General features: G+C 72.2%; 15 protein-coding genes. 4 read left to right on the forward strand and 11 right to left on the reverse strand.

All coding sequences use genetic code 11. From position 1 onward, the window contains the following. The first annotated feature begins 17 nt into the window (after positions 1-17). A complete protein-coding gene (locus tag C4V41_RS14515) occupies positions 18-6,041 on the forward strand; it encodes a tetratricopeptide repeat protein (RefSeq protein ID WP_103956330.1) in 6,024 nt (2,007 codons plus the stop codon). Here the strand turns inward: C4V41_RS14515 and C4V41_RS14520 are convergent. From C4V41_RS14520 to C4V41_RS14540, 5 genes are read right to left on the reverse strand one after another with little or no spacing between them, the layout of a single operon-like run. Beyond that, positions 6,031-7,617: an acyl-CoA synthetase gene (locus C4V41_RS14520; RefSeq protein WP_103956331.1), complete on the reverse strand. Its 1,587-nt coding sequence runs from the start codon at positions 7,615-7,617 to the stop codon at positions 6,031-6,033. The genes C4V41_RS14515 and C4V41_RS14520 overlap by 11 nt on opposite strands. 45 nt (positions 7,618-7,662) lie before the next feature. Next, positions 7,663-8,811, reverse strand: a complete 1,149-nt coding sequence (locus tag C4V41_RS14525; protein ID WP_103956332.1) for a thiolase domain-containing protein — start codon at positions 8,809-8,811, stop codon at positions 7,663-7,665. A 2-nt stretch (positions 8,812-8,813) separates the two neighbouring features. Next, entirely contained in the window at positions 8,814-9,833 is a 1,020-nt protein-coding gene (locus C4V41_RS14530) for a thiolase domain-containing protein (protein ID WP_103956333.1), read from the reverse strand. Continuing rightward, positions 9,830-10,729: a Zn-ribbon domain-containing OB-fold protein gene (locus tag C4V41_RS14535; RefSeq protein WP_235030117.1), complete on the reverse strand. Its 900-nt coding sequence runs from the start codon at positions 10,727-10,729 to the stop codon at positions 9,830-9,832. Before C4V41_RS14535 ends, C4V41_RS14530 begins: the two co-directional genes overlap by 4 nt. Beyond that, positions 10,719-12,266 (reverse strand): acyl-CoA synthetase, encoded by a 1,548-nt coding sequence (locus C4V41_RS14540; RefSeq protein ID WP_103956335.1) that lies wholly within the window; start codon positions 12,264-12,266, stop codon positions 10,719-10,721. Before C4V41_RS14540 ends, C4V41_RS14535 begins: the two co-directional genes overlap by 11 nt. A gap of 187 nt (positions 12,267-12,453) precedes the next feature. On the opposite strand from C4V41_RS14540, the gene C4V41_RS14545 reads away from it, so the two are divergent. Next, positions 12,454-13,263 carry a crotonase/enoyl-CoA hydratase family protein gene (locus C4V41_RS14545; protein ID WP_103956336.1) on the forward strand — a complete coding sequence of 270 codons (810 nt, stop codon included), beginning with the start codon at positions 12,454-12,456 and terminating at the stop codon, positions 13,261-13,263. A 64-nt stretch (positions 13,264-13,327) separates the two neighbouring features. On the opposite strand, the gene C4V41_RS14550 is transcribed toward C4V41_RS14545, so the two are convergent. Next, entirely contained in the window at positions 13,328-13,681 is a 354-nt protein-coding gene (locus C4V41_RS14550; RefSeq protein ID WP_103956337.1) for a cupin domain-containing protein, read from the reverse strand. 85 nt (positions 13,682-13,766) lie between these two features. Between C4V41_RS14550 and C4V41_RS14555 the strand changes: the two genes are divergently transcribed. Continuing rightward, positions 13,767-14,687, forward strand: a complete 921-nt coding sequence (locus C4V41_RS14555; RefSeq protein ID WP_103956338.1) for a LysR family transcriptional regulator — start codon at positions 13,767-13,769, stop codon at positions 14,685-14,687. On the opposite strand, the gene C4V41_RS14560 is transcribed toward C4V41_RS14555, so the two are convergent. Next, positions 14,674-15,780: an NAD(P)H-dependent flavin oxidoreductase gene (locus tag C4V41_RS14560; protein ID WP_103956339.1), complete on the reverse strand. Its 1,107-nt coding sequence runs from the start codon at positions 15,778-15,780 to the stop codon at positions 14,674-14,676. The two genes, C4V41_RS14555 and C4V41_RS14560, sit on opposite strands and share 14 nt — an antisense overlap. A 162-nt stretch (positions 15,781-15,942) precedes the next feature. Next, positions 15,943-16,866, reverse strand: a complete 924-nt coding sequence (locus tag C4V41_RS14565; RefSeq protein ID WP_103956340.1) for a DUF3068 domain-containing protein — start codon at positions 16,864-16,866, stop codon at positions 15,943-15,945. Positions 16,867-17,045: 179 nt separating this feature from the next. On the opposite strand from C4V41_RS14565, the gene C4V41_RS14570 reads away from it, so the two are divergent. Further along, on the forward strand, positions 17,046-18,191 hold the full coding sequence (locus C4V41_RS14570; RefSeq protein WP_160150280.1) for an acyltransferase family protein: 1,146 nt from the start codon (positions 17,046-17,048) through the stop codon (positions 18,189-18,191). On the opposite strand, the gene C4V41_RS14575 is transcribed toward C4V41_RS14570, so the two are convergent. From C4V41_RS14575 to C4V41_RS14585, 3 genes are read right to left on the reverse strand one after another with little or no spacing between them, the layout of a single operon-like run. Continuing rightward, positions 18,112-22,239, reverse strand: a complete 4,128-nt coding sequence (locus tag C4V41_RS14575) for an alpha-(1->3)-arabinofuranosyltransferase domain-containing protein (protein WP_160150281.1) — start codon at positions 22,237-22,239, stop codon at positions 18,112-18,114. The two genes, C4V41_RS14570 and C4V41_RS14575, sit on opposite strands and share 80 nt — an antisense overlap. Continuing rightward, positions 22,236-23,348, reverse strand: coding sequence for a glycosyltransferase family 4 protein (locus C4V41_RS14580; protein WP_103956343.1), 1,113 nt, complete (start codon positions 23,346-23,348; stop codon positions 22,236-22,238). The genes C4V41_RS14575 and C4V41_RS14580 overlap by 4 nt, the downstream gene beginning before the upstream one ends. Continuing rightward, a complete protein-coding gene (locus tag C4V41_RS14585) occupies positions 23,345-24,148 on the reverse strand; it encodes a glycosyltransferase (protein WP_103956344.1) in 804 nt (267 codons plus the stop codon). Before C4V41_RS14585 ends, C4V41_RS14580 begins: the two co-directional genes overlap by 4 nt. Positions 24,149-24,151: the final 3 nt, after the last annotated feature.

Below are 24,151 nucleotides of genomic sequence, written 5' to 3' on the forward strand. Positions count from 1 at the left end.
CTAATGGGCGGGACCTCATGGACGCGCCACCGCACCGCCTCGGGCTCGAACGGGCCGTCGAGGTCTATTCGGGGCACGACGACCTCGTCGGCGTGACCGGCTCCGGATACGTGCTCGGCCCTGACCTGGTGCTGACCTCGGGAGCCGTGGTGGACCCCGAGGTGCCCTGCCAGGTACGCGCCCCATGGTCGGCCCGATGGGCGGCGGCCGAGCAGGTGTGGCGGGGCGCGGACGCCGTGCTGTTGCGGGTACCGGACTCCCCCTGGGCGAACCTCCCGGGCGTCGAGCACACCCGCTGGGCCCGGGTGGTCTCCGACGCACCGCTGCGCTGTGTGATCAGGGGCTTTCCACGGGCGGGGCAGCGGGCCGGGTTCCGCGACGCCGCCACGGTGCCCGGGCTGGTGGACGTGCCCACGGGCGTGGTGTCGAAGGCCCTGACGGTCGGCGTGCCGGCGTCGGTGCGCGGCTCGCTCCTGCGCGGACTGCCGGGCGCGGTCCTGCTCGCCGAGCCCGCCGGGCAGGTCGTCGGCGTGATCGCGGCCGGGGGCGCCGAGCACCGCCTCGACGCCATCCCCGTGACCGCGCTGCTCGGCGACGGACGGTTCCGTGAGCTGGCGGGCGTGGCTCCCGGGCCGCTCGAAACCGTGGCGGAGGGCGACTCCTCGGTGAACCTGCCGGGGCTGCTGGTGCCCGCCCGCGAGGCGTTGCCGCAGGACCGCGCGGACTGGACGCTGCTGATGGCGCGCCATGCCGTGGTGCCGTTCCTGGGGCGGGTCGAGGAGCTGGCCGAGCTGCGATCCTGGGCCGCCGGTCCGGCCGCGCTGTCGATCGCGATCGTGACGGGGCGCAGTGGCACGGGGAAGAGCCGGCTGGCGGGCGAGCTGTGCGCGGAGCTGGCGGAGGCGGGCTGGGACACGGGGTTCCTGCCCCTGGAGCCGCTCCGCGAGCCGCTGTCGGGGCCTATGCCGGGTTTGGATGCGTTGCGGCCCAGTCTGCTCGTCGTCGATCGGCCCGAACCGTACTCGCCGCTGCTGGGCGAGCTGATCCGGCGGCTGGCCAAGCACGGGCGCAATCCCCGGATACGGCTGTTGCTGCTGGTCAGGGAGCCCGGCGAGGCGGACTGGTGGCGGCGGCTGGACACCGCGGCGGGCGGCTGGCTGAGGCGGCTCAACACCACGACCGTGCAGCTCAACACCGCCCCGCTCACCCTGTCCGAACGGCGGGAGCACGTGCTGACGGCCATGAAGGCGTTCGCCCCGAGCCGGGCCGCGCTGCCCGCGCCGCCGCGGCTCGACGACCCGGACCACGGCCTTCCGCTGCACGTGCACGTGGCCGCCCTGCTGCGGCTGCGCGACGGTGACCCGGACGCTCATGACAGCCGGTCCGAGGTGGGCGGCGGGCTGTTCGGGCGGTTCGTCGCGCACGAACGCGATCGATGGGCGCGGGTGTGGCCGGACGGGGTGGAACGCCTGGGCGAGGTGACGGCGCGGCAGGTGGTGGCGGTGCTCACGCTCACCGCGCCCACCTCCGCCGAGTTGCCGGGGCTGCTGACGGCCGTGCCCGGGATCCGTGGCCGTGGGGTGAGCGCCCTGGAGGTGGCGGGGTGGCTTGGCCGGATCTTTCCCGATGGTGAGCCGCTCGGGCCGGATCTCGTGGCCGAGCAGTTCCTGGCCGGTACGGAGGATCTGGACGCGCTCGTGCTCGCCGTACACGATCATGAGGGTCGTACGGCCGAACACCTGGTACGCATGCTCGACGTCCTGCGCCTGTCGGCCACGCGGGAACGGGTCAGGGCGGCACTGTGGTCGCTGGTCGCCGGTAGGGCCGGGAAGCTGGTCGCCGAGGCCGTGGCGAACCCGGCGACCCGGCTCGGCGACGTGCTCGACTCAGCGCTCGCCCTGTTCGCCGCCGACCGCCACCTCGCCGAAGCCGTGGCCACGGCCGTGACCGAAGCGCCGGTCGCCGCGGCGGTACGGCGGGACGCGGGGCCGGGGTCGCGGGCGCTCAAGGTGACGCTCGGCGAGCTGGCCGTGCGCCATCACCGGGCGAGCGGGGCGCGGATCGCGCTGGCCGGGGCGCTGACCTGGTCGTCGGGCGGGCTGGCGGCCGTGGGCAGGGTGGGCGAGGCGGTCGTCGCGGCGGCCGAGTCGGTGGAGATCTATGCCGCCGCGCCCCCGTACGAGGAGGCGGCCGGGCGGGCGGAGGCGCTGTTCGGGCTGGGCTCGTGCCTGCTGCTGGCGGGAGAGGCGGGCAGTGCGCTCAAGCCCGCGCAGGAGGCGGCGGCCAGGTTCCGCATCCTGGCCGAGGAGGATCCGCGCTACGCGGAGCGGGCGGCGCGGGCGCATCACAATCTGGCGTGCGCGCTGCTGGAGGTCGGCCGGCCGGCCGAGGCGGCGCGGGCGTTCGAGGCGGCGGGCGGCGACACCGCCTTCGCGGCCGACGTGACGGGCATCCTGTCCGTGCTCCCGAACCCGGAGCCGGAAACACCACCGGCGACGTTCCCCCGCCCGCCGGCCACCACACCGCCGAAAGCACTCCCGCTTTCCGCGCCGCCGGGAGCGCCGCCGGGAGCGCCGCCGGGAGCGCCGCCGGGAGCGCCGCCGGGAGCGCCGCCCAGTCTGCCCCCGCCGTACCAGGCGTTCCACCCGACGGGATCGGCCAAGAAGCAGCGGCGGCAGGAGTCCAAGTTCGCCATCCAGCGGCCCCGGCCGGTGGCCGCCGCCTTCGTCCAGGCGGCCAAGCCGCCGTCGGCCCCCGTCGTGACCAGGTCGCCGGAGCCGCTGGCCCCGTTCGAGGAGGCGGACGCGGCCGCGCTGCCCGAGGTGGCCGCCTGTCTCGCGGTGGCCGTCGCCGCAGCCGTCAAGTACGCGGCCCCCACCAGCAGGGACGTCGCCCACCGCCTGCACAGGATCGCCGTCTGGCTGGAGGAGCGCGACCGGCCGGCCGACGCGCTCGTCCCGGCGGCCCAGGCCGTGACGCGGCTGCGGGCGCTGGCCGGTGAGGAGCCCGGGTTGCGGGCGATGCTGGCCTCCGCCGCCGCCCTGCCGGCCAGGCTGCACGCCCGCCTGGACGACCTGGACGCCGCCGAGCGGTCCGCCGCCGAGGCCGTACGCAATCTGCGGACCCTCGTCACCCTCGACCCCGACGCGCACCGCCCGGCGCTCGCGGGACAACTGCTGGACCTCGGCGAGCTGCTGCTGATCGACGACCGCCCGGACGCCGCGCTGGGCCCGTTGCAGGAGGCCATGGCCGTGGCGGCGGAGGGGCACGCGGCGGCGCAGGCCAGGGGCCGGCGGCTGCTCGGCCTCTGCCTGGACGAGCTGGGCCGGACGGCGGACGGCCGGGCGCAGCTGGAGATCGCCGCCGAGCTGTACGACGTGCTGAGCGACGACGACGGCCTGCGTCACCGCTCCGAGGTACGCGCCCGGCTGCGCAGGTGGGAGGCGGCGCCGCCCGCCGATCCGGCCGGTGGGCGGCCGTGGTTGCTGGCGCTGGTCGTGGTCCGCCCCGACGAGGCCGTACGCAGGGCGCAGGCGCAGTTGGCCGAGCGCAGGAGGGCGGTCGAGAGCGGCGGCGGCGGGCTGGGGCGCGAGCAGATCGACGCCTATCTGTCGGCCCAGGCCATGCTGGCCGCCGCGTGGGCGAACGCGGGGCGGGCCGGGGAAGGGTTCGGGCTGGCGATGCAGGCGGCCGAGCTACTGCAGCGGCAGGCCGCGCCCGACGGGCCGCACGTGCTGGCCGTGGGCATGGTCGCCGCGGCGCTCGGGCGTTCGCTCGTGGGGCTGGGCCGGCACAAGGAGGCCATTCCGCACCTGCTCACCGCCATCGAGTCGTACGAGCCGCACACCGGGACGAGCCTGGTGTTCCGTACCGAACTTGCCGAGCTGCTGATCCTGGAGACCGTGGCGCTGTCCCACGCCGCCTGCCCGTCCGACGCGGAGGCGGCCGCGGACCGGCTGGTCGAGCTGTACGCGGGGCTCGTGGCCGAGCGGCTCGAAGAGCCCCTGGCCCTGGCCGGGGCGCTGCGGCTGCAGGGCGGCATCCGCTTCACCAGGCAGGACCCGGAGGGCGCGCTCCGCTCGGTGGGCCGCGCGCTCGACCTCCTGCCGTCGGACCCGACGGACCCCGAGAGCCCGGAGCCGACGCGCCTGCTCGCGGCCACCTGCCTGGAGCTGGGCGGCCTGTGCCTGGCCCGGCTGGCCGACGGCGACGTGGCCATGGAGCGGCTGGCGGCGGGGACCGCGCTGATGACCCGGCTCGGACCCGTGCCGCACGACCTCGTCTCCGTGCACCTGCTGGCGCTGGTGCGGCTGGCCCGGCTGCGGGTGCGGGAAGAGGGTCCGGCGGCTGGAGTCCCCCTGTACGCGCAGATCCTCGGCATGCGGCCGCTTCCTGGGACGGATGTGCTCGAAACGCTCATCGAGGAGCTGTCCGAGCACGTGGAGACGGTGGCGGCGCCCGAGCTGGTGCCGCCGCTCACGGCCTTCGCGGAGGCGCTGGAGCGGGAGGTGCCGCTGAGCGCCTCCCCTGGAACGCACGACCGGTACGGCCGGTGCCTGGCGCTGTTCAGTGCCACCGCGGCGCGGGCGGGTGACCTCGGGAGCGCCGTCGCGGGGGCCGAGCTGGCCGTTCGCGTCTACCGGGGGCTGGCCGCCTGTTCGAGCGTCTATCGCGGGCCGCTCGGGTCGGCGCTCGCCGCGCTGGCACGGCTGCGGCCCGACGACGCGGCCGGGCTGGAGCAGGCCATCGACCTGCTCGGCGGGCAGCAGGATCCGGCGCTGGCGGAGACCCTGCACCTGTACGCCGCAGAACTGCTCGAACGCGGCCGTCCCGTCGAGGCTCTGGCCCAGTGCGAACGGGCCGCCGACCTGTGCGACGAACTGGACGATCCGGCGGTGGCCGCCGCCATCTACGCGCAGCTCGGCGCCACCCTGGCCGCCCTCGACCGCCCCCAGGCCGCCCTGGAGGCCATCACCTGGTCCCTCGCGGAGCTGGACAAGGCCGGGACAGACGTAGGGCGCGTGCGGGCGCGGGCCGTACAGGTGCGGGGTCGGGTGCTGCGGGCGTTCGGACGGGAGCGGGAGGCATTGGCGCACCTCGTGGAGGCGCTGCGGCTCTTCACCCTGCTGCCCGAGCCGCGCGCCGCCGCCGAGACGGCCGCCATGATCGCCGACGACCTCCTGGCCGCGGGACGGCCGCAAGAGGCCGTCGAGTACGCCGCCATCGCCCTGACCGGCCACGACCCGGGCACGGTCAAGCACGCCCTGGCCACCCAGCGGCTCGTCAGGTGCCACATGATGCGCGGCGAGCTCAAGGAGGCCAACGACCTCGTCGAGGGCCTGATCCCGCCGGCCAGACGGTCACGGGACGACCTGACGTACCGGGCGGTGCTCGCCGACTCGCTGGCGCAGAGCTCCGAGCTGATGCCCCTCCTCGACCTGGACGGCGGCACGGAGGCCGAGGCCAGGGCCCGTGAGGCCATCGCGATCTACGACGAGCTACTGACCACGGGCATGAACGCGCACGCCCTGCACACCAGCCGCGCCGGAGCCTGCCTCACGCTGGCCGCCGCGCTCAGGATGCGGGGCCTGGCGGCCGAGGCGATCCAGCCGCTGCGGGAGGCGGTCGCGGCGCTGGAGCGGTTCTCCCCCGGTAACCCGCTGCAGGCCGGGCTGCTGTCGCGGGCGATGCTCATGCTGGGCGACGCGCTCATGGAGGCGGGCCGGGCGCTGGAGGCCGGGCTCGTGTTCCACCGGGGCACGCAGGTGACGCGCGACGAGCTGTCCAGGGCCGTGGCGCACGCCCGGCTCGGCTTCTGCCAGCGGGAGCTCGGCAGGAACGACGCCGCCGACGCCGCGCTGCGGGCCTCCGCCGGCCTGCTGCGCGGCCTGCTCGCCGCGCAGCGGGAAGCCGAGCCGGAGTCCGAGCCGGCCCGCCTGCTCCTTGACGTGCTGCGCGGCAGGGTCACGGTGCTGGAGCGGGCCGGACGGGACGATGACGCGAAGGCGGTGGAGGACGAGCTGCGCCGCCTCAGCCGTTGATGGCCTCCACCGTCTCCTTGGCCCACCGGTAGTCGGCCTTGCCCGCCGGTGAGCGCACCATTTCGGTCACGAACGCGTACGTACGAGGCACCTTGTACCCCGACAGCAGCGTCCTGCAGTGTTCGTCCAGTTCGGCTGCCGTGACCTCGACGCCGGGGCGCGGCTCGACCACGGCGCACACCCGGTTGCCCCACCGGTCGTCCGGCACCCCGGTCACCACCGCGTCGAACACCGAGGGATGCCCCTTCAGCACCGCCTCGACCTCCTCGGGGAACACCTTCTCCCCGCCGGTGTTGATGCACTGCGAGCCGCGGCCGAACACGTTGACGGTGCCGTCGGTGTCCACCGTGGCGAGGTCGCCGGTCAGCAGCCAGCGGGTGCCCTCCTCGTCGGTGACGAACGTGCGGGCCGTCTTCTCGGGGTCGTTGTAGTAGCCGAATGCCACCGTCCCCGACCTGGCCACCGTGCCGAGGTCGCCGGAGCCGGGCCGGACGGGCCGGTGCGCCTCGTCGAGCACGGCCAGCTTGACCACGGAGTTCGGCTGGTAGCGCAGGCCCTTCTCCGGTGAGGAGCCGGCCACGCCCGAGGCGGTGTAGCCGGACTCGGTGGAGCCGAAGTTGTCGAGGATCATCACGTTCGGGAGGAGTTCCTGGAGGCGGTCGCGGACGGCGCCGGACAGGATGGCCCCGGTCGAGCTGATCACGAACAGCGAGGAGACGTCGTGCTCGCCGCTCTCCAGCGCCTCGGCGAGGGGTCTGGCCATGGCGTCGCCGGTGATGTTGATGGTGGCGACGTTCTCCCGCTCGACGGCCCGCCAGACCTCGTCGGCGTCGAACTTGCGCACGTACACCATGGTCGAGCCCATCCACCAGGCGATGAACGTGGCCATCTGCGCGGCCCCGTGCATCAGCGGCGGCGCGGCCATCATGACCATGGGGTTGGCCTTGACCGCCTCGTCGATGACCTCCTGCGGGGTGGTGCGCGGCTCGCCGTACGGGTTGCCGCCGCCGAAGCCCATGAACAGGTCCTCGACGTGCCACATCGCGCCCTTGGGCATGCCGGTGGTGCCGCCGGTGTAGATGATGTACACGTCCTGGCCGGAGCGCGGCGGGAAGCCCCGTTCCGGCTTGCCGCTTTCCAGGGCCGTCTCGTACGGCACCGCCGAGGCGATCCCGGGCGGCCCGCCCACCGAGATCAGGTGTTCGAGCAGCGGCGCGTCGCCTGCCACGGCGGCCACCCTGGGCTCGAACTCCACGTCGTAGACCAGCGCGCGCAGGTCGGCGTCGCGGTACAGGTAGAGCAGCTCGGCCTCGACATAGCGGTAGTTCACGTTGATCGGCACGGCCCTGATCTTGAGGGCGGCCAGGAGGCCGGCGATGTACTCGATGCCGTTGTAGAGGTGCAGGCCGACGTGCTGGCCCGGCTGGACGCCCAGGTTCATCAGGTAGTGGGCGAGCCGGTTGGACTCGGCTTCGAGCTCGGCGTACGTGCGCCGTTCCTGACCGCAGATGACGGCCGTCCTGTCCCCGATCGCGTCCGCGAGACCTTCGAACAGGTCAGCGTGGTTGAACTCCATCGAAAGCCTCCCATTGATTCGGGGTATGCGAGGTGTCCCCGCAGGTCAGGGCTTCTCCCGTCCGACGATCCACATCGCGAAGAACTGGGCTCCCCCGCCATAGGCGTGACCGAGCGCCGTACGGGCGCCGTCCACCTGGTGCTCGCCGGCCAGGCCGCGCACCTGCTGCGCCGCCTCGGCGAACCTGATCAGTCCCGAGGCCCCGATCGGGTTGCTGGACAGCACCCCGCCGGAGGCGTTCCACGGGATGTCACCGTCGAGCGCCGTGGCGCCCGACTCGGTGAGCTTCCACCCCTCCCCGTCTGCGGCGAACCCCAGGTTCTCCAGCCACATCGGCTCGTACCAGGAGAACGGCACGTACGTCTCGGCCACGTCGATCTGCCGCCGCGGGTCGGCGATGCCGGCCTGCCGGTAGACGTCGGCGGCGCAGTCCTTGCCGCCCTGCGGGCTGACCGTGTCGCGGCCCGCGCGGAAGATCGGCTCGGAGCGCATGGCCGTCCCGTGCACCCAGGCGGGGGTGCCGGTGACCGCCGACTCCGACGACAGGATCATCGCGCAGGCGCCGTCGCTGGACGGGCAGGTCTCCAGGTAGCGGATGGGCTCCCAGAGCATCGGCGTGGACTCGACCATCTTCTGGTCGATGCCGGGGATCTTGAGGTGCGCGTACGGGTTCTTCAGCGCGTTCAGCCGATCCTTGACCGCCACCAGCGTGCCGATGTGATCGGGGGCGCCCGACCTGCGCATGTACTCACGGATGTGCGGCGCGAAGTAGCCGCCCGCGCCCACCACCAGCGACGCGCTGAACGGCAGGTGCGTGGACAGCGCCCAGGTGGCGTTGGACTCCGACTGCTTCTCGAACGCCACGACCAGCACCCGGTCGTGCACCCCGCCCTGGATCAGCGAGGCGCCGACCAGCGCGGTGGAGCCGCCGACGCTGCCGGCCGTGTGCACGCGCATCATCGGCTTGCCCGCCGCGCCGAGCGCGTCCGCCAGGTACGCCTCCGGCATCATCACGCCCTCGAACAGGTCGGGCGCCTTGCCGATGACCACGGCGTCGATGTCCTTGAACGTCAGCCCGGCGTCCGCCAGCGCCCGCAGCGCGGCCTCGCGTACCAGCCCGGCGATGGAGACGTCGCGCCGCTTGGTCGTGTAGTGCGTCTGCCCGACGCCGATGATCGCGCACCGGTTGCCCATGCTCATGCCTCCAGGACGGTGACGAGGTTCTGCTGCAGGCAGGGACCGCTCGCGGCGTGGCCGACGGTGCGGCGCGCGTCGCCGTCGTGGATGCGCCGCGCGGCCTCGCCGATGCGGATGAGGCCCGTGGCCATGACGGGGTTGGCGGCCAGCGGCCCGCCCGAGGGGTTGATCACCGTGCCGTCGCCGAGTTCGAGCGCCCGGCGCAGGACGAGCTCCTCGTGGGGGAACTGGGCGTGCAGCTCCGCGACGTCGACAGGGCCCTTGCCGACCCCCGCCGCTCGTGCGGCATCGGCCGTGGAGGCCGACAGGGCCAGATTGCGCATACCCAGGTAGTGCGGCTCTATTCGGTGGGCGATTCCCCTGATATAGGCGGGGTTGGCGCACAGCCGCCCGGCCAGGTCGCCGGTGGCGAGCACGATCGCGGCGGCGCCGTCCGTGATGGGCGGCACGTCCGTCTTCCTGAGCGGTTGCACCGCGTCGTCCTCGCCGTCCGGGTCGGGCAGATCGAGCGCGTACGGGTTGCTCCTCCCGTCCGCGCGGCTGCGCCGGACGATCTCGTCCAGTTCGGCCCGGTCCGCGCCGACCGCGTTCGCCTGGAGCGCGGCGAAGGAGAGCTGGTCAAGGCCGAGCGGCTCCAGATAGTACGGGTCGAGCTGGAGCGTCATGATCGTGCGCAGGTCGCCCAGCGAGGACTTGCCGAAGCCGTAGACCAGGGCGGAGTCGATGTCGCCGTGCTGGAGGCGCACCCAGGCTTCGTACAGGGCCCAGGCGGCGTCCATCTCGACGTGGCTCTCGGAGATCGGCGGCCAGGCGCCGAGCGCGTCGAGCGCGGACACGAACGAGAACGGGGCCCCGGCGAGGTAGTCGCAGCTCCCCGAGCAGGTGAAGCCGAACCGCTTCAGCCCGGTGCGCTCCTTGACCTCGTTGATCACGGGCAGGATCAGCTCGGGCTCGGTCAGGCCGGTGTCCTGGCCGGTGTGCCGGGTCTGCGCGAAGGCGACGATCGCCACGTCTCTCATGACAGCTCCACATCGGGCTCGCCGGTGGGGGCGAACCAGCGGATGTTCGCCATGGACGCCGTGCGTTCGCTCTCGGGGACCCAGACCGCCTTGACGCGCATGCCCTGGCGTACCTCGTGTGCGGGAATGTCGCCGATCAGGGCGATCATGGGGATGTCGGCGTTGTCGAGCAGGATGTACGCCGACACGAACGGCACCTGCGGAGCCCGGGGGTCCGGCAGGTTGTTGATGGCGAACGTGGTGATCGTGCCGGTGTCGGGGAGTTCGACCGGATCCTCGATGAGGCTGCCGCATTCGGGGCAGGACAGGCGGACCGGGACGTACACCTTGTCGCAGGTGCCGCATCGGCCGCCGAGGAAGACGCCGCGCTCGATGCCCGCCAGGAAGACGCGCAGCGCGCCGCCCACCTGGAGGCGGTATTCGGAGCGCACGGGGGACACGATCTTCGTGACCTCCGGGGCGAAGTACGAAATGTCGGTGATGTGGCCAGTGGGCCGGTCGCACCAGACCGGCCAGACGCGTGTGCCCGCCGCGATCGCCTTGGCGTTGCCCGCGTCCACGGCGTGCAGCAGCGCGGTATCGGCGCCGTCGAGCTCGATCAGCGCCCAGGCGAAGGGGCGGTCGAGGGGGTGGGATGGGAGCGGCTCGTCGACCCAGGCCCAGGTGGTGACCGTGCCGGCCGGGCCGACCTCGACGTACTCGCCGGTCACCGGCTCGCCCGTGTCGGGGTCGTACTCCAGGGGCGGCACCAGCACCCGGCCTTCCGCCGTGCGCACCCCAACGAGGCGGCGGGCGCGCAGCTCGGTGAGGAAGCGCCCGATCACCGGGCCGGTGGTACGCGTGTAACCGCCGGGGAACTCAAGGACGTGCTGAGCGACCAGCGGATCAGATGGCACGGTCGTGTCCCTCCCAGTACGGGGCGCGGAGTTTGCGTTTGAGCAGCTTGCCGTTGGGCTCGCGGGGCATCTCGGCGATGAAGTCGACGCTCCTGGGCCACTTCATCCGGGCCAGCCGGCCCTCCAGCGAGGCCAGCAGCTCGGCGGCCAGCCCGGGGCCCGGCTCGATGCCCGGCGCGGGCTCGACCACGGCCTTGATCTGCTCGCCCCACTCCTCGTCCGGGATGCCGAACACGGCCACGTCGGCCACCTTCGGGTGGACCATCAGCTCGTTCTCGATCTCGGCCGGGTAGATGTTCGCGCCGCCCGAGATGATCATGTCGGCCTTGCGGTCGCACAGGAAAAGGAAGCCGTCCTTGTCCAGGTAACCGATGTCACCGACGGTGAAGTGGTCCTTGAGCCGGTTCGCGGCGGTCTTGGCGGGGTCGCCCTTGTACTCGAACGTGGCGCCCATCATCTTCATGTAGATCGTGCCGGGCGTGCCGGCCGGGACCGGGTCGCCGTTGTCGTCCACGATGAGCAGCTCGCTGATCGGCCACGCCTTGCCGACCGTGCCCGGGTGCTCCTTCCAGTCCTGCGGGGTGGCCAGGGTGCCGCCGCCCTCGGTGGCCGCGTAGTACTCGTACACGCACTCGCCCCACCATTCGAGCATCGCCCACTTGACCGGGACCGGGCAGGGGGCGGCGGCGTGGATCATCCACCGCAGCGAGGACAGGTCGTAGCGCGCGCGGGTCTCCTCCGGCAGGGCCAGCAGCCGCTTGAAGTGGGTCGGGACCAGGTGCGAGTTGGTGACGCCGTAGCGCTCGCAGAGCCGCAGCAGCTCCTCGGCGTCCCAGCGGTCCATGTAGACGAGCGTGTGGCCCATGTGCAGGGCGGTGCCGCCGAACTGGGTGACCGCCGTGTGGTAGCTCGGCGAGGTGACCAGGTGCGCGTTCGGGCGGCCCGGGGTGATACCGAACAGTCCGAGCAGGAACGTCATGAGTTCTGCGGAGTCGTCCGGGTCCAGGCCGCTGAGCTTGCGCCGGACGCCCTTGGGCTTGCCGGTGGTGCCCGAGGTGTAGTGCATGGTCAGTCCGGCCGTACGGTCGGGCGGGGCGCTGTCGGGTTGCCCGTCGGTCAGCTCGCGGGCCGGGCGGAACCCCTCCGCGCCCTCGCCCAGGATGAACCGGCGGTGCGGCTCGACCGCCTCCGCGCCTATGGCGCCCGCTTCGGCGAAACGCGGGTGGACGAAGAAGGCCTTGGCCTCGCTGTCGGCCACGATGTAGGCGATCTCCGGGCCGGTGAGATGCCAGTTGACCGGGGTGTAGTACCAGCCGGCCTGTAACGCGGCCAGATAGAGCACCAGGCCGTCGGCGCCGTTCGGGACCAGGCCGCAGATGCCGTCACCGGGCTGGAGGCCGAGTGCGCGCAGGCCGTGCACCAGGCGGTTCGCCTGGGCCAGCAGCTCGCCGGCGCGATGCTCCGTACCGTCGGGATCCACTGCCGCGATCCACTCGGGATCCGCCTGGGCGAGCCTCCAGAAACCGAGCGTGCCCATCTGATCTCCTCAGCTCAGGGCCAGCAAAACAGGAACCTGTTCTCGTTTGCTGGTGGGAGCGTATCCCGGCGGAGAAGCCCTGAGCAAGCGCTTGATCTGTGAGTTGCGACGGGCATCGTGCCGGCGGCCGGGGCGGGGTATGATCGCCACCTAACAAGCGCTTGATTCAGCGACTTCGGAGGCATCCGTGGAGCTTCTGCCGATCAGCACCCCGCACTGCCGGATCGAACGCGACGGCCAAGTCCTGGTCGTCACCATGAACCGGCCGGAGGCCCGCAACGCGCTCTCCTCGGACATGCTGATCGGCCTGGCCTCGGCGTGGCAGTACGCGTCGGCCGAGCCCGGCGTCCGGGTGGCGATCCTGACGGGCGCGGAGGGCACGTTCTGCTCGGGCGCCGACCTCAAGGCGATGGGCCAGCCGTCCACGGACCCGGAGGTCCAGGCCAGGGCCGCCCAGATCGCCAACTTCCACTGGAAGGGCCTGCTGCGCGAGGACCTGCCCACCAAGCCGATCATCTGCGCGGTGGAGGGCTACGCGGTGGCCGGCGGGACCGAACTGCTGGTGGGCACGGACCTGCGGGTGGTGGCGGAGTCGGCCACGCTGGGGCTGTTCGAGGCCAAGCGCGCCCTGTTCCCCATGGGCGGCAGCGCCGTCCGGCTGCCCCGGCAGATCCCGTACTGCCATGCCATGGACCTGCTCCTCACCGGCCGCCCGATCACGGCGGCGGAGGCACTGTCGATGGGCCTGATCAACCGCGTGGTCCCGGACGGCCAGGCCCTGACGGCGGCCCGCGAACTGGCCGACGACGTCGCCGCCTCGGGGCCGCTGGCGGTGCAGGCGATTTTGCGCACGTACCGCGACACCCTGGGCCTGCCGGAGCCGGAGGCCCTGAAGGTCTCGGACGACCTGGGCTGGCCGGTGATCGGCTCGGAGGACGCCAAGGAGGGCACCCGCGCCTTCCGCGAGAAGCGCCCCCCGACCTACCAGGCGCACTGACGTTACTTCACACGTAACTTGGAAGCCGTAGCACGGTGAGCTGCAAGGAGCCATCGGGAGCCGTCTAGGGCCAGTGTGGGGTTTCCCTGGGAGCGGTCTCGGTCCAGTCGGTGCGGGGCGGGGAGAACGCCTCCACCACCACGGCCCCGTCCGGACCGGCCGTGACCTCGTGCGGGACGTCGGCGCGGATACACCACGTGCCGCCAGGGCCGAGGTCGCGGGTCTCGTCGCCGACCCGGAACGTGAGCGTGCCGGTCAGGCACAGGCCGAGTTGTTCGTTGGCGTGATGGTGCTCGGGAACCACACCCCCAGGGGGCAGTTCGACGACCGCCAGGGTGAGCCGGTCACCCTGGACGACCCTGGCCAGGACGTCCTTCCAGATGCGCGTGGGCGCGATGGCGCTCAGATCCGTCAGCATCACACACCTCCGTACCCGCGAATCTAGGCAGGGCGAGCGTTAAGGACAATCGACAGCTTCTTAACGCGGGGTTTAGCGTTTCCACATGCTCGACCTGGCCAGGCTCAGGGTGCTGCGCGAGGTGGCCCGCCATGGGTCGCTCACCCGCGCCGCCGCCGCGCTCTCGTACACCACGTCGGCCCTGTCGCAGCAGATCGCCGTGCTGGAGCGGGAGGCGGGCGCGCTGCTGCTGGAGCGGCACGCCCGCGGTGTGCGGCTGACGGAGGCGGGCCGGGCCCTGGTACGGCACACCGAACGCGTCCTCACCGAGTTGCGCGCCGCCGAGAGCGCGCTGGCCGCGATCTCCACGGGCGAGGGCGGCCGGCTCCGGTTCGGCTCGTTCACCACGGCCAACGCCACGCTGATGCCGCCGGCCGTGCGCGCCTTCCAGCGGGCCAGGCCCGGGGTCGAGGTGGAGCTGACCGAGGCCGACCGCGACGAGGCGATGGCGGCGGTGGCCGCGCACGAGCTGGACCTGGCGCTCGTCTACGAGTTCCCGGTCGTGCCGCTGGAGGTGCCGCCCACCGTCGAGGTACGCCCCCTGCTGGCCGACCCGCTGCACATCGCGCTCCCGCCGGACCACCGGCTGGCCGGGCGCGAGCGGATCAGGCTCGCCGAGCTGGCCGGCGAGCGGTGGATCCAGGGCGTGCACCGCGGCTCGACGATCGACGTGCTGCCCAAGGCGTGCCGGGAGGCGGGGTTCGAGCCCAGGATCGCCTTCAGGACCGACGACCAGATAACGGTGCGGGGGCTGGTGGCGGCGGGACTGGGGGTGGCGCTGGCGCCGTTCCTCACGCTGCCCGCCACCGCGCCCGACCTCGTCGTACGCCCCCTCAGCGAACCCTCGCTGACCAGGACCGTCATGACCGCCACGCCCGCCGGCCGCTACCGGCTGCCCGCCGCCACCGCCATGATCGAGCACCTGCGGGCGGTGGCCGCGGACCTGACGCGGATCAGTCCTCCGTGATGCGCTCCAGCCGTTCCAGGGCCTCGCCGTACTCCGTCACCAGGTCGAATACGACGTCCTTGGTCGACCTGACCTGGTTGGTGATGCCGATGATCTGCCCGGCCGGGAACGTGGCCAGCTCCGAGGCGTCCGAGCGCCCGATGCGGCGCAGCGCGTCCGACACCAGCATGAACTGCAGCGGCATCGGCAGCGTCCCCGGCGACTCCTCCGACTCCCACGCCTCGGTCCACTCGTTCCTGAGCAGCCGCGCCGGCTTGCCGGTCCAGCTCCGCGAGCGCACGGTGTCCCGGGAGGTGGCCTCCAGGATCCGGCGCTTGGCCATCTCCGGCGTGTCCGCCTCCTCGACGGTGAGCCACAGGGAGCCGGTCCACACGCCCTCGGCCCCCAGCGCCATTCCGGCGGCCATCTGACGGCCGTTGCCGATGCCGCCGGCGGCCAGTACGGGCACGTCCACGGCGTCCACGACCTGCGGGATCAGCACCATGGTGGAGATCTCGCCGGTGTGCCCGCCGGCCTCGGTGCCCTGGGCGACCACGACGTCCACCCCGACCTCCACCTGCTTGAGCGCGTGGCGCGGGGTCGAGGCGAGGGCGGCGACCTTGACGCCGTGTTCGTGGGCGAGGTCGACCACGTCGGCGGGCGGCGGGCCCAGGGCGTTGGCGAGCAGCGCGATGGGGTGGCGCAGGGCGACCTCGACCTGCGGGCGCGCGGTGGCGTCGGTCCAGCCGAGCAGCACCTTCCCGGCGTCCGCGTCGGCGGAGAGCTGCGGGACCCCGTGCTTGGCCAGGAGGTCTTCGACGAACGAGCGGTGGCCCTCGGGGATCATCCCCTGCAGGCGGCCGACCAGCTCCTCGGGGGCGAAGTCGGCGCCCTCGTACGAGGCCGGCATGACCACGTCGACGCCGTACGGCCTGCCGTCCACGTGGTCGTCGATCCATTTGAGCTCTGTCTCAAGCTCTTCCGGCGTGAAGTAGAGCGCCCCGAGCACCCCCATGCCGCCCGCGCGGCTGACGGCGGCGACCACATCCCTGCAGTGGCTGAACGCGAAGATCGGGAGCTCGATTCCGAACATGTCCGTGACACGGGTCCGCATGGCCCGACAATACGTCCGGCCACCGGCAAACTGCAACGTGTTCTAGACTAGAACCTTTCGTCTGGTACCGGTGAGTAACCTTCGACTATAACGAGTTCTAGTAAAGGCGGGCAAGGCAAAGAAAAAGGGCCCGTTTTCACGGGCCCCCAAAAACGTGGCCGATTACTCGGCGGCGGCCGGGCGGCGACGGCCCAGAAGAACCCCGGCGACGACGAGGACGACCCCGACGACGAGCAGGATCAGCGGGATGGTGTTGCGCACCAGGGTGATCATGCTCTTGCCCTCTTGGGCGTTCTTGACCAGGTCGCTGACGGTCTGCTCGGTCATCTTCGCGGTCGCGACGAAGGCCGCCGTGCGCTCCACGCCGTCCTGGGTCTTCAACACCTCGTGGCGCTGCATCTCCTGGCGGACGGGGGCGCCGGTGACCGGCTCGACCCAGAACGTCGTCTTGCCGTCGTACCAGCGGTCCACCTGCACGTCGCCGGTCGTGCCCGTCATGCCGAGCACGTTGGCGGGCGCCGAGCGGGTCTCGGTCTTGGTCGGCGGCACGGTCTGCTCGAAGACGTAGACGGGCATGCCGTTGACGTTGTCCTCGCGGACGAACTTCGCGTCGAACGCCTTCTGCGCCGTGGAGTTGAACACCTTGTACGTCTTCTTCTGCACGTCGAAGGGGAACTTGTAGATCTGCCCCTCCAGCGTGACCGGCGCCTTCTCGATGCTGGTGCCGCAGCAGTTGACGCCCAGGCCGGTGTACCGGTCGAAGGCGCTGCGGCGCTCGGAGAGGTCGATCTGCGGCCGGCCGTTGGTCACGTCGTTGACGACCGTGGCCTCGTCCCAGACGACCCGCTGGCTGTTGGCCTCCTTCACGTCGCCACGCGTGGTGACGATGATGTCGAGGTCCCCGGTGAGGACCTTCAGGTCCTGGAGGGAGAAGTATTGAGCCCCCTTGGCCTCCAGCCGCGAGATGCCGAACTGGTCCGCCGGGGCGGAGATGATCTGACCCGCCGCCCAGAATTTCAGCAGCGGCGCCAGTGCGATGAAGAAAGCACCGAACCCGATGAGGACAAGTGTGGAGATGCGACCCATCGAGGCCTCCGCATTTGTAGAACGTGTTGTCGTCTGGTGCGATCGTCGAGCAACAAAGTATGACAGTGCGTGATCCCCGTCACCGCCGGGCATATCACCGCAACCAAATCGATAGAAACAAGTTCTATCGTGGTTTGGCCAGTGGTTCGGCCATCGAATCCGAGAGATTGGGAGCAGCGATGAGGAGCAGGGACGCCGCCCTCGACGGCATCCGCGCGTTCGCGGCGCTCGGCGTCTGGCTGCTGCACGTCGGGAGCAACACCGGCGTCATGTACCGCGAGGGCATGTTCGCCTGGATGATGAGCCGTCTGGGCATCGCCGTACCCATCTTCTTCCTCCTGTCGGGCCTGCTGCTCTACCGCCCGTGGGCGCGCGCGGTGATCGACAATACGCCACGGCCGAAGCCGCTGCGCTACCTGTGGCGCCGGGTGCTGCGGGTCATGCCGGTCTACTGGCTCGTGACCGGGCTGGCCCTGTGGGCGTGGAGCTCGTTCGACTGGCTCGGCTGGGTCAAGTGGATGCTGCTGCTGCAGAACTTCTTCCAGGGCGACCCGGTGCCCGACGGGCTCTACCAGATGTGGACGCTGCCCATCGAGATGTCCTTCTACGTGGTGCTGCCGCTGCTCGCCTGGCTGCTGCACAGGTTCGCGCGGAGAGGGAACCGGCCGGTCCGGCTGCTGGTGGGCATCGGGGTGCTGCCCGTGATCTCGATCGGCACCGTGGCCGCCGCGCGGGTGTTCGAGGTGCCGCAGCTCGCGCTGCTGCTGCCGTACCACCTGGTGTACTTCGCCTGCGGCATGGCGATGGCCGTGCTGTCGGTCTGGATCGGGCACAGCCGGGTGATCGACTCGCTGGCGCCGCAGCTCCTGGTGCTGGCCGCCCTGCTGTACGCGGCGCTGAGCACCGGGCTGGCCGGGCCGCGCACGCTCACGCTGCCGACCATCTCGCAGTCGTTGTGGCGGGTCACCCTGGAGGCGGCCGTCGCGGTGCTGCTGGTGGCGCCGTTCGCGCTGGCGTCCAGGCCCGACTCGCTCAGGAACCGGGTGCTCGGCAACCCCGTCGCCGCCTACCTGGGGCGCATCTCCTACAGCTTCTTCCTCTGGCACGCGCCGGTGATCACGCTGCAGCTCAAGCTCACCGGCGCGCCACCGTTCGCCGGTGACTTCACCAGCGTGGCGGTGGTGTCGTTCCTGGCCACGCTGCTGCTGAGCGTCGGCAGCTATCACCTCGTCGAGGTGCCCGCTCTCAGGCTCGGCCGGCACCGGTCAGCACCTTCTCTTCCGCCGACGCCGGCGGCTCCGCGGCCGGTCGCGCCGGCTCCGTGACGAGCTGGCCGAACAGCACGCCCACGGCCGCGCAGGCGGCGAGCTGCGGCACCTGGTCCAGGAGCGGCGCGAGCGCCACCCCGTAGTCCCGCAGCACCAGGGCCGTCGCCAGGGACAGCGTGGCGGCGCCGAAGATCCCGGCGGCGAGCCAGTGGGCGGGCCACCCGCGAGCGCGCACCAGGAGGGTCACGAGGACGGCCGCGACGACCGCGATCATGCCCTGCCAGTTCGCCACCCAGCCGCCGAACGCCAGGCCGAGCACGACCGCGTACGGCGCGCGCAGGCGCGACATCCGCGTGGCCGGGGCGGCGGCGGTCTCGCGCACGTGCTCGGGACGCGGCCCGCGCAGGATCAGCGCGAGCAGCGCCAGCAGGGCGATCCCGGCCAGCCCGAGGATCAACGCCAGCCGGTACGCCTGATCGGGCAGGTACTCCAGCCGGACGGTGCCCGCCGTGCCCGCGGGCAGCTCCCAGCCCTGCTTCCAGCCGTCGATCCGCACCGGTTTGAGCGTCTTGCCGCTGATCTGGGCCCGCCAGCCGGGGTTGTGGTTCTCGTTGACGACGAGGAAGGAGTCCTTGGGCGCGCTCACCTTGAGCTCGCGCACCGACGGGGTCCATGAGCTCTGCACGGCGGCGCCCTCCACGCCGCGCGGCTCGTCGGGCAGCGTGCCGACCACCAGGCCGTCGATCACGAACGAGTCCCAGCCGGCCACGCGTACCCGGTTGTCACCCTCGACGACCCGCGCCTTCGCGCAGCCGAGGACCTGTACGGGCCGCTGTTCCAGCAGGTCGGCGTGGGTGCCGGCGACCTTGGTGGGAATCGTGCGGCCGTTCACCTCGATCCTGGGCCCGAGCCCGCAGGCCAGCCGCAGCGGGATGTCGGCGGGTCGTCCCACCGGGTCCACGCCGGGGATGACCAGCTCGGTCACCTGCAGCCGCTTGGAGAACGGGGTGAAGCGGAGCTTGAGCCGCGAGGTGGACATGGCCTTGAACGTGAGGGTGCCCCGCTCGTCCACCCGGCCGGCGCGTACGACGCCGCGGTCGCCGGTGACGATCACGTCGACCGGCTGCTTGTCGCCTCCCGGGCGGCCGATCTGGATACGGGAGATCGTCCGCCTGCCCTTCCAGGCGATGGAGAGCGTGGGCTCGGCGTCGTCGCCGTGCGGAATCCAGGTGGTGCTGCCGTCCGCGTCGAACGCCGATCTGGGCGACACCACGGCGTCCTTGCTGATCTGGGACGAGCCGGTCACGGTGGTCAGGTCGGCGCGGACGCGGGTGAACCGGTCGATCAGCCCGGGATCCTTCAGTACGGCGGTCCCCCGCACGTTCGCGCTCGCGGCGGACTCCGCGCTGAAAGTCCGGTCGAACCCGGTCTCTTCGCCCTGCTTGGCCAGCACCACGTCGTTGCAGATCCACCGATGCTGATTCCGCATGCACCCGGGCCGCTCGTCAAGCCCCCGGTCCATGACGAAGACGTCGCCGCCGTCGCCGGGCAGCCGGACCGAGCGCCCCGCCGTGACGCCGGGGATCGACAGCTCGATGATCCCGATCCGCTGCCCGTAGCTCCACTCCTGCGCGGCCGTCGCGACCACCTTGATCCGTACCCAGCCGGTGGTCCCGGCGGGCACGCGCAGCCGCTGCGGATCGGTGGTCCGGCGAATGTCCTGGACGAGGCTGCCCGACTCGGTCTCCACGGCCACTTTCCTGATCACCTGGCCGAGCAGCAGGTCGGGGGCGAACATGACGTCCACGTACGGCACCCGCACCTGCCCGGCCAGGTCCACGCGCAGCCACTCGCCCTGCGGGGCCTTCGAGCCGTCGCTCTCCCACCCAGTGCCGACGTTGCCGTCCATGGCCGCCCACGGGCTGCGCCCGGTGGTGCTGATCCCGGCGATCGCGTACGGATCCGCCACCGAACTGGAGGCGCTGATGCCGGAGATGCCGTGATACTCGGCCACGGCCGTCTCGTCCAGCCAGCCGTCCTCCAGCAGGTCGAGCTCTCTGACCCCGGCGAAGTCCGCCTTCTTGTCGGCCGTCAGCGTGGTCGACCAGTTCGACCTGATCTCACCGAACGAGCGCTCGCGCAGCCGCAGCGCGTCACTGACCACGGTCGGCGCCTCCCGCCTGCCCGCGTCGCCGTTGACCAGGATCGGGCCCTCGCGCAGCAGGCCGAGATCGCCCATCGTGAGCAGCGAGTCCGGCCCGCCGCGCACGGCCGTGGCGTCGGCCACGGGCTGTACGGACACCAGGTCGGAGCCGCCCGACACCTCGTAGAGGTCGAGCGCGGGGAACGGCGCGTCCACGGAGTTGACCGCGTCGTCGGTGTCCCTGTCGCCGATCATCTCGCCGAACGAGCGCACCTTCTTGATGCCGGGCGACTCGCGCAGCGCCTCGAAGATCCGGGCCGGCCAGGCGCCCTGGAGGTGCTGCCGGTTGAGGTCGTTCCTGACGAGCAGGTAGCGCACGCCCATCCTGCGCAGCACGGCCGTCACGCCCGCCGAGCCGTGGCCGGCGGTCAGCCGCTGGTCGATGACGTCGAGCAGCCTGGTCAGGCCCACGGAGCCGGGGGGCGTGATCTGCCGGGTGGTCCAGCGGGCGGCGGACAGGGCCTGCATGGGCTCGTCCATGGGGCGGCCCCAGACGTACTCGCCGAACTTTGCGCCCGGCACGATCAGCACGCCGTCGTCGCCGGCGTTCTCGTCGAGCCAGGCCGCCGCCTCCGTCCAGTGGGACGGCACCTCCTTGAAGTCGCCGGGCGCGGCCAGGCCCTGGTTGAAGACGGGCAGCACCAGCGCGGCGGCGGCCGTCACGGCCAGGGTGCGCAGCGGCAGCCGGGCCCTGACCAGCAGATGGGCCAGGCCGAAGGCGAGCGCGAGCCGGACGAGGGGGTCGAACTTGCGCAGGTTGCGCAGCGGCGCGAGCGGGCCGTCCAGCAGCCAGCGCACCGGCTCGGCCACGATCGGCTCCAGCGCGCTCGCGTGCCCCGCGACCAGCGCCGTCACGCCGACCAGGAACAACGCCACCACGAACCCCCTGGCGGGCAGGTCGCGGCGGGACAGCCCGGCCAGGCCGAGCGCGGCGATCACGCCGGTGACCACGACCATCGTGGCCGAAGTGGCGATCCTGAAGCCGGGCGGCTGCTCGAAGACGCCGTTGAGCGGCAGGTAGCGCACCCAGTCGGAGGCGCCGCGCAGCACGTTCGTGAGCGAGGTGACGGCCGTCGTGGTGTCCGCGGTCTCGGTGTACGGCAGGAACGAGAACGCGTAGCGGCCCACGAGCAGCAGCGGCAGCGACCAGAACAGGGTGGCCACCGCGACGGCGGCCGACCACCAGCCGAGCATCCGCCAGCGCGGCACCGGGCGCGGCCGGGTGAGGATGTACAGGACGGGCGCGACCAGCACGGCCAGCACCGCGACCGCGTTCACGCCGCCGCACAGCGCCACCGCCAGCGCCGACCTGATGGCGCCGCGCGCCCGCTGGCCCGTCTCCGAGGCGGTGAGCAGCGGGATGAGGATCCACGGCAGCATCGCGGCGGGCAGCCACTCGATGGAGATCTCGCCGAGGATGGACAGCGTGCGCGGGGCCAGCGCGTACGCCAGCGCCCCCGCGATCCTGGTCCCCGGCGTGCCGAGGCCGAGCTGCCCGCTCAGCCGCTCCACCCCGAGGAAGGCCACGCACATCAGCACGGTCAGCCAGAGCCGCTGCGTCACCCACGGCTGCACGCCGGCCAGGTCGCCCAGCGCGAAGAACGGCCCCATGGGGAAGATGTAGCCCGCGACCTGGTTCTGGAGCTGGCCGAAGTGCTGCAGGTCCCACAGGTGGCCGGCCCGCTCCAGCCAGCCGACCGGGTTGAGCGCCAGGTCCATCTTGGTGTCGGAGATCAGGTAGCCCGGCTTGGTGGTGAACGCCAGCAGGCCGAAGCCGAGGCAGCAGAGCAGCAGCCAGAAGCGGCGTTTCGCCGGTGCGCCGACGGGGCGGCCCGCGCCCGTGCGCCGCCCGGCCACCAGCTTGTCGGTCGGCAGCAGGGACCTGATGACCCGCTCGCTCACCGTTCCTCCCAGCCGGGTCCCGGGTCGTGGCCGAGCATCAGCGCGGTGAGGCGTTCAGCACCGCGGTCCCAGGAGAAGTGGTCCGCCCAATCCCGACAATTCACGATATAAGTGTGGTCCAGCTCGTCGAGTGCGGCGGCTATCCCCTTGGCCAGGTCCGTACCCTCGGGGCCCTCGGGGCCCTCGGGCAGGAGCCAGCCCGTCTCACCGGGCCGTACGGCGTCCCGCAGCCCGTCGACGTCGAACGCCACCGTGGGCACGCCGAGCGCGGCCGCCTCCAGCACGCTCAGCCCCCAGCCCTCCCCCTGCGAAGCGCTCACGTGCAGCCACGCCCGCGCGACCAGCCGCGCCTTGTCCTCCTCGGACACGTACCCGTGCAGCGTCACGCCCTCGGGCAGCCGGGCCCGCAGCGCCGCCTCCTCCGGGCCCCGGCCGATGATGTCCACGACCAGGCCGGGCCGGCGTTCGCGCAGCTCCGCCACCGCGTCGAGGAGCAGGCCGACGCGTTTGTGGGCGACCAGCCGCCCGAGGCAGACAAGCCGCGGCTCACGACTTTTCACGACATTTGCGGGTTGAGCGATGCTCACCCCGTTCGGCACGATGTGCACCGGCCCGCGCCACCCGAGCCGCTCCCGCATGGCCAGCACCGTGGACGGCGAGACGGCCACGCTCTCGTGCCGCCGATAGCTCCACCGCGACACCGGCCCCTCCAGGAACCGCCCGAACGCCGCCAGCCACCCCGGCATGTGCACCCCGAACTGCCGGTCGTGCACGTGGTGCACGACGCAGAGCACCCGGGTACGCCGCCGCAGCACCCAAGGGGTGAAGAACGGGATCCCGTTCTGGCAGTCGAGCACGGCGTCGAAGCGCCCGCGGCGCACCAGCAACCAGGCCAGCACCAGCGGATAGACGGTGAACACGCCGCCCATGCGGACGATCCGTACCCCATCGGCGACGTCCCGTCCGCGTTGACCGGGCGCCCGCGCGGTGACGAAGCACACGTGGTGCCCCGACCCCGCGAAGCGCCGGGCCATCTCCCAGGCGAAGGTCTCCGCGCCGCCCGCCTGGGGATGCCAGGGGTCACGCCAGTTGACGACAGCGATCTTCACGGATATCCGACGGGGTCGAGCGGCGGCTCCCAGGCCGGGCGCGCGGCGGGAGCGGGCCGGGCGCGCAGCCGCAGCCAGATCCGGCCGAGCTCCAGCACGATGCCGAACGTGTGCCGGGCCGGCGAGAACCGCGAGCCCGGCATGTCACGCCAGCGCACGGGGATCTCCTGGACCTGCGAACCCCGTTCGACACAGCGGGCGAGCAGCTCGACGTCGAAGGCGAAGCCCGGCGTGCGAAGCCGCGCGGCGGTCTCGCGGGCCAGCACGCCGTCGAAGAACTTGAAGCCGCACTGGGTGTCGCTCACCCCGGGCACGAGCACGCCGGCCAGCGCGCGGAAGCCGAAGGCGCCCAGCTCGCGGACCCGGCTGTGCCGGTTCTCCACGAGGGAGGCCCGGTGCGCCCTGGAGCCGATCACCACCCGCTCACCGGACAGCAGCAGCCCGAAGGCCACGTCGATGGCGTCGAGGTCGGTGGCCATGTCGGCATCACAGAAGCCGACGAACGGAGCGCTCGTACCGAGCAGTCCGGCACGGACGGCGGCTCCTTTCCCTGGGGTGGCGCACTGGATGAGGCGCACGGGCACGGGGCCGCGCGGCCGGTTCTCGACGATCTCGGCCGTACGGTCCGTGCTGTTGTTGTCGACGACGATGACGGCTGTCGGGAACGGCATGCGGGCAAGCTTCGCGCACAGCTGCAGGAGCCCCCCGGGTAGTCGCCCTTCCTCGTTGTGAGCGGGAATGACGATCTCGAGCAGTGGTGGCCGGCTCGTCCCCTCGTCCCCTCGCGGAGAGGGCGGCATGAT

It is taken from the genome of Nonomuraea solani, assembly GCF_900108335.1.
Taxonomy (GTDB): domain Bacteria; phylum Actinomycetota; class Actinomycetes; order Streptosporangiales; family Streptosporangiaceae; genus Nonomuraea; species Nonomuraea solani.